We start from the raw sequence: 13,092 nt of genomic DNA on the forward strand, positions 1-13,092 counted from the left end.
CCCGACATCGCGAACTGAGTACAGCGTACCCGATTACGCGTACGGCGTACCCAGTTTTTTCGCGGGGACCTAAGCTGGGCACCATGACGAGCGGTACGAGTGGCACGGGCAGCGCGGAGACCAGCGGCAGCGGCGATATCGCCCGCACGCTCGAACTGCTGTGGGACACCGGCCGGCGGCCCAGCCGGGGCCCCAAGCCGACCCTGACCCTGGACCGGATCGTGGAAGCGGCCATCCAGGTGGCGGACGCCGAGGGCCTGGAGGGGCTCTCCATGCGCCGCGTCGCGGCCGAGCTGGGCACCGGCACCATGTCGCTCTACCGGTACGTGCCGGGCAAGGGCGAACTGCTCGACCTCATGCTGGACCGGGTGCAGCGCGTCTCCGAGGACCCGGACGGCTCCGGCGACGGCGGCTGGCGCGCCGCCCTGGAGACACTGGCCCGCCACACCCTCGCCCTCTACCGCCGCCACCCCTGGCTGCTCCAGGTCAACCAGTCCCGGCAGATCCTCGGCCCGGGCGCCCTCGACGGCATGGAGAGGATCCTCACCCGGATCCGCCCGATGGGGCTCAGCGATCCCGAGCTGCTCTCCGCGGTCATCATGATCGACGGGTACGTCGTCGGGGCCGCGCGCTCGCACCTGTACCAGAAGGAGGCGGAGCGCCGGACGGGCCTGACGGACGCCGAGTTCTGGCAGGCGCAGGTGCCGGTCCTGGAGAAGGTCATGGCCTCGGGCCGCTACCCGGTCATGGCGTCCCTCTCCGAGGACACCTTCGGACCCGACTTCGACCACTTCGAGTTCGGCCTCCAGCGGATCCTGGACGGCCTGGAGGTCCTGGTGACCCGGCGCCGGGACCAGGGCGCAGCCGCCGGATGAGGGCTCTCAGGTGTTGCGGGTCAGGGCGTTGGTGACGGCGCATAGTGGTGGGCGAGGTCGGTGGCGAGGTCGCGGAGGTGAGCCCTGGCTTCGGCGGGGCCGTGCACAGTGATGGTGCTCCCGAACGGCAGTAGGGTTCGCACGTCCTCCAGGTTCGGGAAGCGGATCCTCACCCTGTGGCCGGTGGTGGATTCCTCATGGTCGTCCTGGACGAGTCGTTGGCCGAGGATCCGTCGCGCCCGCTCGATCTGGGTCTGGTCGATGGTGGCGCTGACCTCTATCGCATGGTTGTGTTCCCACTGCTCAACGAGCGCTGCAGCGACGGTCGCCAGGGTCCGGCCCTCGCAGATCCGGCGTGGCTGGTCGACCTCTTCCCACGTGGTGATCCGTTCGAGTCGGTACATCCATGGCACTCGGGCACAGTCGGCGACGAGGTACCAGATGCCGGCCTTGGCGACCAGCCCGTAGGGATCCACGACCAGGTCGCGCGGACATGACTCGCGTGGGCTGTCGTACTCGATCCGTAGCCGGCGACCTCGCCGTACCGGGCCGATCAGCGAAGCCGGAGTCGTGCCGGAAGTTCGTGCCTGGAGCCAGGGACGGCTGTCCACGTGCACCACGTCGGTGAGCGGCAGGAGATCATCGACTCGACGTGGCCGTGCAGCGGCGATCTTGGTGAGCGCGCGCCGGCTTTCGACCGCTGCGTCGAGCTCCGCACGTTGCTTCTCGTCCAGCCCGACGAGCGAGAGATGATCACGCTCGTCGGGTGTAAGTCGCGTGAGGTCGAGCCCGGACCCGGGCAGCATGGTCACGCCTCCGAGGCGGCCCCGTTGCGCGGTCACCGGCAGACCGGCGTCGCGGAGCCAGTTCAGGTCCCGGGTGACGGTTCGAAGGGACACCCCGAGCGCCGAGGCGAGGTCCTGTGTGGTCACGGCATCCCTCGATGCCAGGAGCAGCATCAGGGAGAAGAAGCGGTCTGGGGTCACACGCCAAGGTTTTCAGGAATTGCGACATGATGCGGCGCATATCCCGGTCAGGGTGGCGGATGCGTACCCACGACCTGCGAGAAGGAAGAACCATGACCACATCCGTCGTGTCCATCGTCTACGTGAACGACGCTCCCGCCGCAGCACGTTTCTACGGCGGCCTCCTCGGCATGAGTCCCTCGTTCGAGACTCCGGGATACATCACTTTCGACCTCGGGCCAGGCGCTGACCTCGCTGTGTGGTCCGGCCAGTTCGAGGATCTGTCAGCGGACGTCCCGCGCACCAGTGAGGTGTGCCTGGCCACCGACGGTGGGCCCGACGAGGTCACCGCGATCTTCAAGCAGTGGCAGTCCAAGGGCGTCACGATCCTGCAGGAGCCTCATGATGCGGGGTTCGGGCTGACCTTCCTCGCGGCCGATCCTGACGGGAACCGTATCCGCGTCGCACCGAGGGACTGACAGGCCGCAATGCGGCAGGCGCACACGACAAGTGTCGCGCCTGCCGTCGTCTGACTTCGAGAGGACGACGAGTGGTCCACGCGAATGCGCCCCTGAGCGTCGAGGGCCGCGCAACGGATCACCGACGAACTTGTCACTCGGTTCGGTGATCGACCTGCGCCCTGTCAGCCGACGCCTGACCCGGCTCGGCCTCGGCCTCGGCCAACGCCGCTTCATCGACCCAGGCGGTGAGAACGATCGGAAGCCGGGGAAGATCACTGCCCGCTGGCCCGGACACATGGTGCACCTGGATGTGAAGAAGGCCGGCCGGATCCCTGATGGCGGCGGGCGGCGGATCCATGGCCGGGACAGCGATCAGGCCAAGGTCGCCAGTCGGGCAAAGTCGGCCGGGGCAAAGCGTGGCTACGTCTAGGTCTGGTTCGCCGCCCACGGCATCAACCACATCCCATCATGGCCGAGGAAGTGCTCTACGCCGGCGAGTTCACCAGCGAGGACGCCCGGTCAGCCGCGATCGCAGTGTGGAACATCCACTACAACTGCCACCGGCCGCACAGTGCTGCCGCCGGAAAGCCGCCAGCAGCACGCCTCCGCCCGAGAGCGTCACCAACGTCGAGCCCTCATACACCTAGAGGGGTGTCCTTCGGATCACCCCGCGTCTTGATCCCCGAACGACAGTCCTAGTTCCGCCGCCGCAGGCGCCGCAGGCCGAACAGGACGACCAGGGCGGCGGCCGCGGCGATGGCGCCGGTCTTGAGGTTGCCGCTCAGCGCGTCGCCGCCCGCGCCGCCGCCCGAGGCGGACGAACCGCCGTTGCCGGAGGGCGAGTCGGCCCCCTCGGCCCCGGGGGCGTCCTGCGGCTCCACGGGACTGTCGGCGCCCTCGGCGCCGTACATGAGCTTCTTCCCGTCGGCGGTGTAGGTCACGGACTCGCCCTGGCCCAGGAACGGCACGCCGAGCCGCTGCTTCCGCTTGATGTCGCCGCCGTCCCAGTCGTACGCGATCGCGCCGAAGTAGCTGCGCACGACCAGGTGTTGACCGTCCGGGGAGAGCGTGGCGTCGGTGGCCTCCAGGTCGGGGACGGCCGCGACGGGCCGGAAGACGTTCGTCCCGGACGGGGAGAGTTCGGCCGGACCCTCGTAGAGGTGGCCGCCCTTCGCGTTCTTGTCGACGATGTAGACACGGCCTGTCTTCGGGTGCACGACGAGCGACTCGGCGTCGCGCGCGCCGTCGGAGTACTTCACGACGTACTGCGTGGCCCGGATCGTCTGGTCGCGCAGGTTCTTCGGCTCCGGCAGCCGGTAGATCCAGACGTACGGCCACGTGCCGCCGAGGTTGTCGCCGATGTCCCCGACGTAGATCTGGTTGCCGGGCCCGATGGAGATGGCCTCCACGTCGCGCGGGCTGCCCACGCCGGTCATGGTGATCGTCGCGACCGTCTCGCCCGTCGCGCTGTCGACGGCGTAGAGGTACGCCCCGTCGTCGCTGTCGTTGTGCGTCCAGTAGATGCCGGGGTGCAGGCGGGAGGCGGCCAGGCCGCTGGACTCGGTGATGCGCGGGTCCTTGATGGTGAACTCCTCGTCCCCGTCGGCGGCGGAGGCGGGCACGGCGAGGGCGCCCACGAGAAGGGCCGCGGCGAGGAAGACGGAGGGTCTGCGCATGCTCTCTAGCCTGCCATCCCGCTCCGCGGTTCATCGTGTGCTGTCCGGGGACGGCTGCCGTCTGCAGACGGTCTACAGATCCACCTTCGGGCGGCGGGGGCTTCGGACATGTCCGGACTCCTGCCCTCTTCGGCCGCCGTGGCGCATTGTTCACATCGGTCGGCGTCCCCGACTTCGACGCCGGGCAGGAGCGGACGACGCCGGTCGGTGCCGATGTCCTGGACGACTGGGGCGCGCGGTTCGTCGCGCAGCTGGCAGCCCCGCGCGCGCAGCGCCTCAGCGTGACGATCGCCGACACGACCCAGCAGGTCCTTGTCGACGTGGAGGTCGGCGCCTGGGCAGCCCTCGTCCAGGACGGTGAGCACTGGATCGTTCGCCAGGGCGGGCCGGTGCGGCTGTGGGACGCCGTCGGGGGCCACGTGCTGCGGTGGCGGGCGAGCGGCTCTCCGGCCCTGGACCGCTTCCAGGTCACCCTCACCCCCGAGGCACAGAGGTGACCTGGCAGCAGGCCTGACGTCCTCCCGACCGGCCCCTGCGGCCCGATGGGGCGGGTCTCTCCGTATGCCGCGCGTGGCCCGACTCACACCCTTCCGTACCCCGTCGGAGGCCGTGATCGTCCATGATGAGCGGATGCTCAGGTTCATGCCCGTCGGTGACTCCATGACGATCGGAAGCGCGGGCGAACACACGTGGCGCTACCGGATGTGGCAGCACCTGTGCCGTTCCTACGGCGGCCCCTTCACCCTCGTCGGCCCCCGCGAGACGCTCTACGACAAGCTGGCCGAGGCCCCCACGTCGTACGCCTACGCCGAACCGGACTTCCCGCGCGCCCATCTGGCCGGCTGGGGCGAGGGCTGGCTGCACATGGCGCCGCTGATCGGCGACGCGGTGCGCTCCTGCCGGGCGGACGTCCTCCTGGTCTCACTGGGCCTGATCGACCTGGGCTTCTACACGAACGCGGAGCAGACCGCCGAGAACGTCCGGGCGTTCGCGGCGGAGGCACGGGCCGCGAACCGGCGGGTGCGGATGGTGTGGCTGCCGGTCACCCCGAACGTGCGGGCCGCGACAGACCCGGCCTTCGCCGCCGAGGTCGCCCGCTTCAACGAACTGCTGGCCAAGACGGCCGCCGACCTCGACGAACCCGGCTCCCCCGTCCTCCTCGCCTCGCCCCCGCCGTCGTACGACGTCGACACCGACACCTACGACGGCACCCACCCCGGCGCGAGCGGCGAGCACAAGATCGCGGCGGCGTTCGCGGAGGCGATGCACCAGGGCTGGGACCTGGGCGGGCCCTACGAGGAGTAGTCCTCCTCGATCACCCGCGCCAGGCGCTCCGCACACGCCCGGACGTCCAGGTCGTCCCACCCTTCCCGCTCTTCCCCGAGGTAGACGGCCCGGGCGTGGGCGAGGACGGGCCGGTGCGCGGCGGGGAGCCGCTCGATCGCCCACGCGGCCGCCGCGTCCTTGGACCGGATGCCGCCGGTCTCCAGCGTGCTCCACACCCGGGCGAGGGTGAGCAGCACGTTGCGCGTGTCCGTCTCCAGCTCGCCCATGAGCTCCGGCACCCCCGCGACGATCGCCCGCCTGAGGTCGGCCGCCGGGACGGGGTCGAGCAGCTCGGCGGGCCGGGGGCCGTACAGCGGTGCGTCGGCGAGCAGCACCATGGTCAGGACGGGCGCGAGGTCGGGGCTGAGGCCCGGCGCCGGGACCATCCCCCGCTCGAAGTCCTCCCGCAGCCACTCCCCGTAGAGGAAGTCGCAGGTCGGCGGGTACCGCCAGGGCCGTACGGCGTCCCGCACGACGATCGTCATCTCCACGGGCCGCCGCCCCCGGCCGGACACCTCGAGCAACTCCTCGACCAGCGCCCGGCGTTGCCCGTGCGTCGTGGGCTCGCGCACCACGGCCAGCACATCCACGTCACTGTGCGGCCGCAGCCCGCCGAGCGTGGCGGAACCGTGCGCGTACACGCCGAGGACGGAGTCGCCGAGGACGGCGCGGAGCAACCGCACGAGGTGATCGGTGCCGGGCTCTGGCATCTGCTGGTCCCTTCGTGACGCCGGTGTCGGCGGAGTCGGCGATGTCGCCGGAGTCCGCGGAGTACAGGCTGCCACCCGACTCGTACCGCGTGCCCTCCCCCGGCCCGACGGCGGTTTCACCCCCACGTGGGGTTTGCCCACCGCCCGCGCCCGTCCCCTCCGTTCCCGCCCTACGGTCCCCTCCATGGCGACACAACCAACGGTCGAGGAACTGGCCCGGCGGGTGGCGGACGGACTGCGCGGGGAGTTCCGCAGCCGGCTGCGCGAGGAGTTGCTCCGGCAGCCCGTCGAGTGGCTCGCGGACGAACTCCTCGCCCGCCTCCCCGACGACCCGACCGTACCGGGCCCGCGCCCCTCGCGGGAGCCCCGGCCGGCGGAGTCCGACGAGGACCGCTCCGGGCGTCTGCACCGCATCCGCTCCTGGCAGTTGGACCACGCGGCACTCGACGAGCGCGTCACCCGCCTCACGTCCTGGACCCGCGACCGCCTGGAGGCCGAGGGCCTGCTCCGCACCCCGCCCCCCAAGGGCGGCCCCCTCATCGCCCCGTCCCACCGCTCCCCCGCCGGCGAGGACCTCCTGCGCGAGGCAAAGGACCTCCTCTACGCCCTGCTGTTCGGCGAACCGGCGGACGGAGTCGTCCTCGACCGCGTCCAACGCGAACTGCTCACCCTCACCCTGCCCCGCGACAAGGCCCACACCGTCGCCTTCATGCTGCGCGCCGCCACCGAGATCGGCGCCGTCGGCACCTGGCAGGACCCGGCGGGCCGGGCGAACGACGAACGGGCCCCGAACCTGCTGTTCCAGATCGAGTACGGCGAGATCGCCGACGAACTGGTGGGTCGCGGCATCGCGGCGTGCCTGCGCCTGGTCAACGACCTGGAGGTCAACGAGCAGGTGCTGTACGGCCGTATGGAGAACGTGGAGGAAAGCACGCTCACATGAGGACGTGCTTGCTTCGAGCGCACTTCAAGACGTTGTCTTGGGCACCATGGAGTACACGCAGCTCGGACGCACGGGACTCAAGGTCAGCCGGCTCGTCCTCGGCACCATGAACTTCGGCCCGCAGACCGACGAGGCCGACAGCCACGCCATCATGGACGCGGCGCTGGACGCGGGCATCAACTTCTTCGACACCGCCAACGTGTACGGCTGGGGCGAGAACAAGGGCCGTACCGAAAGCATCATCGGCAACTGGTTCGCCAAGGGCGAGGGCCGGCGCGACAAGGTCGTCCTCGCCACGAAGGTGTACGGCAACATGGGCGCCGACGGCCCGGCCTGGCCGAACCACGACAAGCTCTCCGCCCTCAACATCCGCCGGGCCGTGGACGCCAGCCTCAAGCGGCTCCAGACCGACTACATCGACGTCTACCAGTTCCACCACATCGACCGGGACACCCCGTTCGAGGAGATCTGGCAGGCGATCGACGTCCTGGTCCAGCAGGGCAAGATCCTCTACGCCGGGTCGTCGAACTTCCCCGGCTACAAGATCGCCCAGGCCAACGAGATCGCCGCCCGGCGGGGCGGGACCATCGGGCTGGTCAGCGAGCAGTGCCTGTACAACCTCGCCGAGCGGCGCGCCGAGATGGAGGTCATCCCGGCCGCGCAGGAGTACGGCCTCGGTGTCATCCCCTGGTCGCCGCTGCACGGCGGTCTGCTGGGCGGTGTCCTCAAGAAGGAGGTCGAGGGCAAGCGCCGCGCCTCCGGCCGCGCCGCCGACGCGCTCGCCGACCCGGCGACCCGCGCGCAGCTCCAGTCCTACGAGGACCTGCTCGACAAGCACGGGGTCGAGCCCGGCGAGGCCGCCCTGGCCTGGCTGCTCACCCGCCCCGGCGTGACCGGCCCGATCGTCGGCCCGCGCACGGCCGAACAGCTTGCCTCGGCCGTACGGGCCTCCGAGCTGGAACTTTCCGAGGAACTCCTGACGGGCCTGGACGAGATCTTCCCGGGTCCGGGCCCGAGCCCGGAGGCGTTCGCCTGGTGAACGCCCCGTAAGGGGCGCGGGGCTGGTCCGATGTGCGACTCCGCCGCGTGGGCGCGGCCAGCCCCCACCGGTCCGCGGCCGACGAACAGCCGTCCGCAGTTCCCCCGCCGTCCTACCTGCCCAGCACAGAGGCCAGGGCCACGACGAGAAACATCAGCACAAGCACACCGGCCATGATCCGGTTCCGGGTTTTCGGGTCCACACCCCGAGCCTAACCGGCACCCCCGAGCGCCCAGCGCCCGACCGCCTCGTACCGGGGCTGCTCCCCCGGAACCCCCGAGGTCGGCAGGTTGCTCCGCACCAGCACCAGCTCGTCCACGGTCCAGGTCCGGCTCACGAACGCGTCCAGCGCGTCGAGGCAGGCCCGCACATCACGCGTCTCCCTGCTCCGGGCCACGGTCACGTGGGCCTTGTACCGCCGGTGCTCCCCCATCGGCACCCCCGCCTTCCGCGCCGCGGCCTCCGCCCGCTCGGCCAGCAGCCGCAGGGTCGCCAGGTCGCCTTCGGCCCCGGCCCACAGCGCCTTGCCGTGCCCGAACTGGCCGCCGCCCCGCACGGCGAGCGGAAAGGGCGGGGTGCGGTGCGCGGCCCGCTCCAGCCGGGCCGACAGCTCCGGCACGAGCCCGTCGTCGACCTCCCCGTAGAAGGCGAGCGTGAAGTGCCACCCGGCCCGGCCGGTCCACCGCATCCCGTCCGCGCCGGGCAGCCCGCGCAACGCGTCGACCACGGCACCGAGTTCACGACGCACCTCGTCGGGGGGCAGCACGGCGGCGAAGAGTCTCATGGACCCAGCCTGGCACCATGAGGCCATGGAGATCACCATCAGGGACGGCGGACCCGACGACATTCCCGCGATACTCGGCATGCTCGACAGCTGTGTGGAGTGGCTCGTCGCGCAGGGGCGCACGGGGCAGTGGGGGACGAAGCCCTTGTCGCAGAGCACGAAGACGGTGGAGTCGGTCGGCCGGTACATGGCGGAGGGCAGCGTGTACATGGCCGAGGTCGACGGCGTCCCCGCCGCCACCCTCACCCTCACCGACGCGCCCGGCGCCTACCTGGCCCACCTCGCGCCGGCCGGGGAGCCCGAGCGCTACATCCACTGGCTGGCCTCCGACCGCCGCTTCAAGGGGCACGGCCTGGGCAGCGCCCTGCTCGACCACGCCGCGGAGGAGACCCGCCGGGCCGGGGTGTCCCTCCTCCGCGTCGACTGCTACGCCGGAGACGACGGCAAGCTCGTCCGCTACTACGAGTCCAACGGCTTCACCCGCGTCGAGTCCTTCACGGTCGGCGAGAACCACTGGCCCGGCCAGCTGCTGGCCCGAAGGGTGTAGGCAGGCCGCCCGGCCCGGCGGCCCCCCATACCCTCCTCGCGCTCCTACGCGGCGGGAGCCAGTTCCTCCTGCTGCTCCCGGGGCACGAAGCGCACCCGGGGGTGCCCGCGGTGCCAGCCGATCGACAGGCGGAGGTTGCCCACCCGGGCCAGGATCAGGCCGATCACGGCCGCGGCGAGGACCGCCACCGCGCCGCCGGCCGCCAGGCCGATCCGCGCGCCGTAGGTGTCGGTGATCCAGCCCACGATCGGGGCGCCGACCGGGGAACCGCCGAGGAAGACCATCATGTAGAGGGCCATGACACGGCCGCGCATGGCCGGGTCGGTGGACATCTGGATGCTGGTGTTCGTCGTGACGTTGACCGTCATGCCGAACAGGCCCAGCGGGACCATCAGCAGGGCGAACACCCACAGGGTGGGGATCGTCGCCGCCAGTATCTCCAGCGCGCCGAAGGCCATCGCCGCCACGATCAGCAGCCGCAGCCGGGCCGTGCCCCGCCGCGCGGCGAGCAGCGCGCCCGCGACCGAGCCGACCGCCATCAGCGTGTTGAACATGCTGTACGCGCCGGCGCCCGCGTGGAACACGTCGTCCGCGAAGGCCGACAGATAGACGGGGAAGTTGAAGGCGAACGTGCCGACGAAACCGACGAGCACGATCGGCCAGATCAGCTCCGGACGGCCGGTGACATACCGCACGCCTTCCCTCAGCTGCCCCTTGCCGCGCGGAGCGCGCTCGACGACGTGCAGCTCGCGGGCGCGCATCAGCAGCAGGCCGGTGAGCGGCGCGATGAACGACAGGCCGTTGAAGAGGAAGGCGTAGCCGGTGCCGACGCCGGTGATCAGTATGCCCGCGACGGCGGGGCCGACCAGGCGGGCCGACTGGAAGTTCGCCGAGTTCAGGCTGACCGCGTTCTGGAGCTGGCCGGGGCCGACCAGTTCGGAGACGAAGGACTGCCGGGCCGGGTTGTCGACGACCGTGGCGAGACCGACCGCGAAGGCGGCGACGTACACGTGCCACACCTGGACGTGGCCGGTGAGCGTGAGGACGGCCAGGGCGATCGCGGTGAGCGCCATCGACGACTGCGTCACCAGCAGCGTGGGCCGCTTGCGGAGCCGGTCGACGAGGACACCGCCGTAGAGGCCGAAGAGGAGCATCGGCAGGAACTGCAGGGCGGTCGTTATGCCGACGGCGGCGGAGGAGCCGGTGAGGCTGAGGACCAGCCAGTCCTGGGCGATGCGCTGCATCCAGGTGCCGATGTTGGAGACGACCTGCCCCATGAAGAAGAGGCGGTAGTTCCGCACCTTCAGGGAGGAGAACATCGAGGACTTGCGGGCGGGTCGGCCGGCGGGTGCGTCGGAGGCGGGTGGGGAGTCGTGGGGATCAGGTGCGGGGACGGAAGCTGCTCCGGGTCCCGAACTCAAAGGGTTCGCCTCCTTGCGACGTACGGCTTACAGATGCGCGAGCTTCTCCAGTACGGGGGCGGCGGCGCGGAGTTTCGCCCACTCGTCCTCGTCGAGGTTTTCCACCAGAGAGGCCAGGAACGCGTTCCGCTTGGCGCGGCTCTCCGCGAGCATCGTCTCGGCCTGCTCGGTACGCGTGACGACCTTCTGGCGCCGGTCCTCGGGGTGCGGCTCGAGCCGGACCAGCCCCTTGGCCTCCAGCAGCGCCACGATGCGGGTCATCGACGGCGGCTGCACGTGCTCCTTGCGGGCGAGTTCGCCCGGGGTGGCCCTGCCGCACAGGGACAGGGTGCCCAGCACCGACATCTCGGTGGGGCTGAGCGACTCGTCGACCCGCTGGTGCTTGAGCCGACGGGAGAGCCGCATCACGGCGGAGCGGAGGGCGTTCACGGCGGCTACATCGTCGCCATGGTTGAGATCCGGCATGTTCTTTAGCTTAACTCATTACTCTCGCTAAAGACCAGCGGGACGCACCGGGGCGGCCGTGACGCCCGCCACTGAACCGTGACATCACTCATATGGGTGATCCGATGGCGGAACGCGACACACCGTACCGAAGGGTGCCGCGACCCTCATGGTCATGGGGACCAGTGTGCTCAGCCTACGAATAGACCACGACCTGCTGGAACGGCTCCGGCACCATGCCGCGAAGCGGGGAATGAGCGTCCAGGACTACGTCGTCCGGACGCTCGTTCGAGATGACTTCGACGAACGGTTCCAGACCGCCGTCGAGGAGACGGAGAGGTTCTACGGGGCACCCGACTCGGGCGACGAGGATCAGGTCAGACCCAGCGCCGGCATCAGGTAGTAGAACGCGAACACAGCCGCCACCACGTACATCGCCGTCGGCACCTCCCGGCCCCGCCCGGCCGCGAGACGCAGCACCACGAAGGTGATGAAGCCCATGCCGATGCCGTTGGTGATCGAGTAGGTGAACGGCATCATCAGCATCGTCACGAAGGCCGGGACGGCGATCGTGTGGTCGGCCCAGTCGATCTCCTTGACCGAGCCGGCCAGGATCAGGAAGCCGACCGCGACCAGCGCCGGGGTGGCCGCCTGGGACGGCACCATCGTGGCGACCGGCGTGAGGAAGAGGGCCACGGCGAAGAGACCGCCGGTGACGACGTTCGCGAGGCCGGTCCGGGCGCCCTCGCCGACACCGGCGGTGGACTCGACGAAGGCGGTCGTGGCGGAGGAGGAGCTGGCACCGCCCGCGGCGACCGCGAGGCCGTCGACGAACAGCACCTTGTTGATGCCGGGCATCTGCCCCTCGCCGTCGGTCAGCTTGGCCTCGTCCGAGACGCCCATGATCGTGCCCATCGCGTCGAAGAAGCACGACAGCAGCACGGTGAAGACGAACAGCACCCCGGTCAGCATGCCGACCTTGCCGAAGCCGCCGAACAGGCTGACCTGGCCGATCAGCCCGAAGTCGGGGCTGGCGACGGGGTTGCCGGGCCACTTGGGCGTGGTCAGCCCCCAGCTCGGCACCTTGGCCACCGCGTTGATGACGACCGCGACGACCGTCATGGCGACGATCGAGATCAGGATCGCGCCGGAGACCCTGCGCACGATCAGCGCCAGGGTCAGCAGGACCCCCAGCACGAAGACCAGCACGGGCCAGCCGTTCAGATGCCCGTCGCCGCCGAGCTGGAGCGGCACGGTGGTCTGGGCGGCGTCCGGGATCCGGGAGACGAAGCCGGCGTCGACCAGCCCGATCAGCATGATGAACAGGCCGATACCGATGGAGATGGCCTTGCGCAGCCCGTAGGGCACGGCGTTCATGACGCGCTCGCGCAACCCCGTCGCCACCAGCAGCATGACCACGAACCCGGCGAGCACCACCATGCCCATCGCGTCCGGCCAGGACATGCGCGGGGCGAGCTGGAGGGCGACGACCGAGTTCACGCCGAGTCCCGCGGCGAGCGCGATCGGCACGTTGCCGACGACGCCCATGAGGAGGGTGGTGAACGCGGCCGTCAGAGCCGTCGCGGTGACCAGCTGACCGTTGTCGAGCTGGTGACCGTACATGTCCTTCGCGCTGCCGAGGATGATCGGGTTCAGCACGATGATGTAGGCCATCGCGAAGAAGGTGGCGAGACCGCCGCGGACCTCGCGGGGCAGGGTGCTGCCCCGCTCGGAGATCCGGAAGAAGCGGTCGAGTGCGCCGTACGGCCCGGCTCCCGGCTGTTCAGGGGCGGGGACCTTGGCGGGAGCCGAGGAGGACATGTTTTTGGTGGTTCCTACGAAGAGAAGTGGTCAGACACAAACCGTTTCAGTATGAACATATAACGCCCCACTCGGCCATC

At 70.4% G+C, this 13,092-nt stretch carries 15 protein-coding genes and 1 pseudogene; 9 read left to right on the forward strand and 7 right to left on the reverse strand.

The genetic code is table 11. The features are described from left to right. Positions 1–83: 83 nt before the first annotated feature. Positions 84–875 (forward strand): TetR/AcrR family transcriptional regulator, encoded by a 792-nt coding sequence (locus C1703_RS17345; RefSeq protein WP_114253736.1) that lies wholly within the window; start codon positions 84–86, stop codon positions 873–875. Positions 876–895: 20 nt separating this feature from the next. On the opposite strand, the gene C1703_RS17350 is transcribed toward C1703_RS17345, so the two are convergent. Further along, positions 896–1,861 carry a WYL domain-containing protein gene (locus C1703_RS17350; RefSeq protein WP_114253737.1) on the reverse strand — a complete coding sequence of 322 codons (966 nt, stop codon included), beginning with the start codon at positions 1,859–1,861 and terminating at the stop codon, positions 896–898. A 92-nt stretch (positions 1,862–1,953) separates the two neighbouring features. Between C1703_RS17350 and C1703_RS17355 the strand changes: the two genes are divergently transcribed. Further along, a complete protein-coding gene (locus C1703_RS17355) occupies positions 1,954–2,319 on the forward strand; it encodes a VOC family protein (RefSeq protein ID WP_114253738.1) in 366 nt (121 codons plus the stop codon). Positions 2,320–2,587: 268 nt separating this feature from the next. After that, positions 2,588–3,000: pseudogene (locus C1703_RS39730) on the forward strand (integrase core domain-containing protein); the annotation flags it as partial. Here the strand turns inward: C1703_RS39730 and C1703_RS17365 are convergent. Next, positions 2,997–3,977, reverse strand: a complete 981-nt coding sequence (locus C1703_RS17365) for a WD40 repeat domain-containing protein (protein ID WP_114253739.1) — start codon at positions 3,975–3,977, stop codon at positions 2,997–2,999. The pseudogene C1703_RS39730 and the gene C1703_RS17365 sit on opposite strands and share 4 nt — an antisense overlap. Before the next feature lie 146 nt (positions 3,978–4,123). Between C1703_RS17365 and C1703_RS17370 the strand changes: the two genes are divergently transcribed. Together C1703_RS17370 and C1703_RS17375 are read left to right on the forward strand one after the other, a co-directional pair. Then, on the forward strand, positions 4,124–4,474 hold the full coding sequence (locus C1703_RS17370; protein ID WP_114253740.1) for a hypothetical protein: 351 nt from the start codon (positions 4,124–4,126) through the stop codon (positions 4,472–4,474). Positions 4,475–4,607: 133 nt separating this feature from the next. Continuing rightward, positions 4,608–5,282, forward strand: a complete 675-nt coding sequence (locus C1703_RS17375) for a GDSL-type esterase/lipase family protein (protein ID WP_114253741.1) — start codon at positions 4,608–4,610, stop codon at positions 5,280–5,282. Here C1703_RS17375 and C1703_RS17380 read toward each other — a convergent pair. Next, complete coding sequence (locus C1703_RS17380; RefSeq protein ID WP_114253742.1) at positions 5,270–6,013, reverse strand: aminoglycoside adenylyltransferase family protein; 744 nt, start codon at positions 6,011–6,013, stop codon at positions 5,270–5,272. The genes C1703_RS17375 and C1703_RS17380 overlap by 13 nt on opposite strands. Before the next feature lie 184 nt (positions 6,014–6,197). On the opposite strand from C1703_RS17380, the gene C1703_RS17385 reads away from it, so the two are divergent. Both C1703_RS17385 and C1703_RS17390 read left to right on the forward strand, forming a co-directional pair. Further along, positions 6,198–6,956: a hypothetical protein gene (locus C1703_RS17385; protein WP_157993122.1), complete on the forward strand. Its 759-nt coding sequence runs from the start codon at positions 6,198–6,200 to the stop codon at positions 6,954–6,956. A 46-nt stretch (positions 6,957–7,002) separates the two neighbouring features. Further along, positions 7,003–7,995 carry an aldo/keto reductase gene (locus C1703_RS17390; RefSeq protein WP_114257469.1) on the forward strand — a complete coding sequence of 331 codons (993 nt, stop codon included), beginning with the start codon at positions 7,003–7,005 and terminating at the stop codon, positions 7,993–7,995. A 211-nt stretch (positions 7,996–8,206) separates the two neighbouring features. Here C1703_RS17390 and thpR read toward each other — a convergent pair whose 3' ends face one another. Continuing rightward, complete coding sequence (thpR, locus tag C1703_RS17395; RefSeq protein WP_114253744.1) at positions 8,207–8,779, reverse strand: RNA 2',3'-cyclic phosphodiesterase; 573 nt, start codon at positions 8,777–8,779, stop codon at positions 8,207–8,209. Between the two features lie 25 nt (positions 8,780–8,804). Between thpR and C1703_RS17400 the strand changes: the two genes are divergently transcribed. After that, the gene (locus tag C1703_RS17400) at positions 8,805–9,326 is read left to right on the forward strand and encodes a GNAT family N-acetyltransferase (protein ID WP_114253745.1); all 522 of its coding nucleotides are present in this window, start codon (positions 8,805–8,807) and stop codon (positions 9,324–9,326) included. Between the two features lie 44 nt (positions 9,327–9,370). Here the strand turns inward: C1703_RS17400 and C1703_RS17405 are convergent, their stop codons facing one another. Both C1703_RS17405 and C1703_RS17410 read right to left on the reverse strand, forming a co-directional pair. Continuing rightward, on the reverse strand, positions 9,371–10,747 hold the full coding sequence (locus tag C1703_RS17405; protein WP_114253746.1) for an MFS transporter: 1,377 nt from the start codon (positions 10,745–10,747) through the stop codon (positions 9,371–9,373). Between the two features lie 27 nt (positions 10,748–10,774). Then, positions 10,775–11,212, reverse strand: a complete 438-nt coding sequence (locus C1703_RS17410) for a MarR family transcriptional regulator (RefSeq protein ID WP_114253747.1) — start codon at positions 11,210–11,212, stop codon at positions 10,775–10,777. 148 nt (positions 11,213–11,360) lie between these two features. Between C1703_RS17410 and C1703_RS17415 the strand changes: the two genes are divergently transcribed. After that, positions 11,361–11,594, forward strand: coding sequence for a ribbon-helix-helix protein, CopG family (locus C1703_RS17415; RefSeq protein ID WP_114253748.1), 234 nt, complete (start codon positions 11,361–11,363; stop codon positions 11,592–11,594). Here the strand turns inward: C1703_RS17415 and C1703_RS17420 are convergent. Then, positions 11,564–13,012, reverse strand: coding sequence for an NCS2 family permease (locus tag C1703_RS17420; protein ID WP_114253749.1), 1,449 nt, complete (start codon positions 13,010–13,012; stop codon positions 11,564–11,566). The genes C1703_RS17415 and C1703_RS17420 overlap by 31 nt on opposite strands. Between the last annotated feature and the right edge of the window lie 80 nt (positions 13,013–13,092).

It is taken from the genome of Streptomyces sp. Go-475, from assembly GCF_003330845.1.
Taxonomy (GTDB): domain Bacteria; phylum Actinomycetota; class Actinomycetes; order Streptomycetales; family Streptomycetaceae; genus Streptomyces.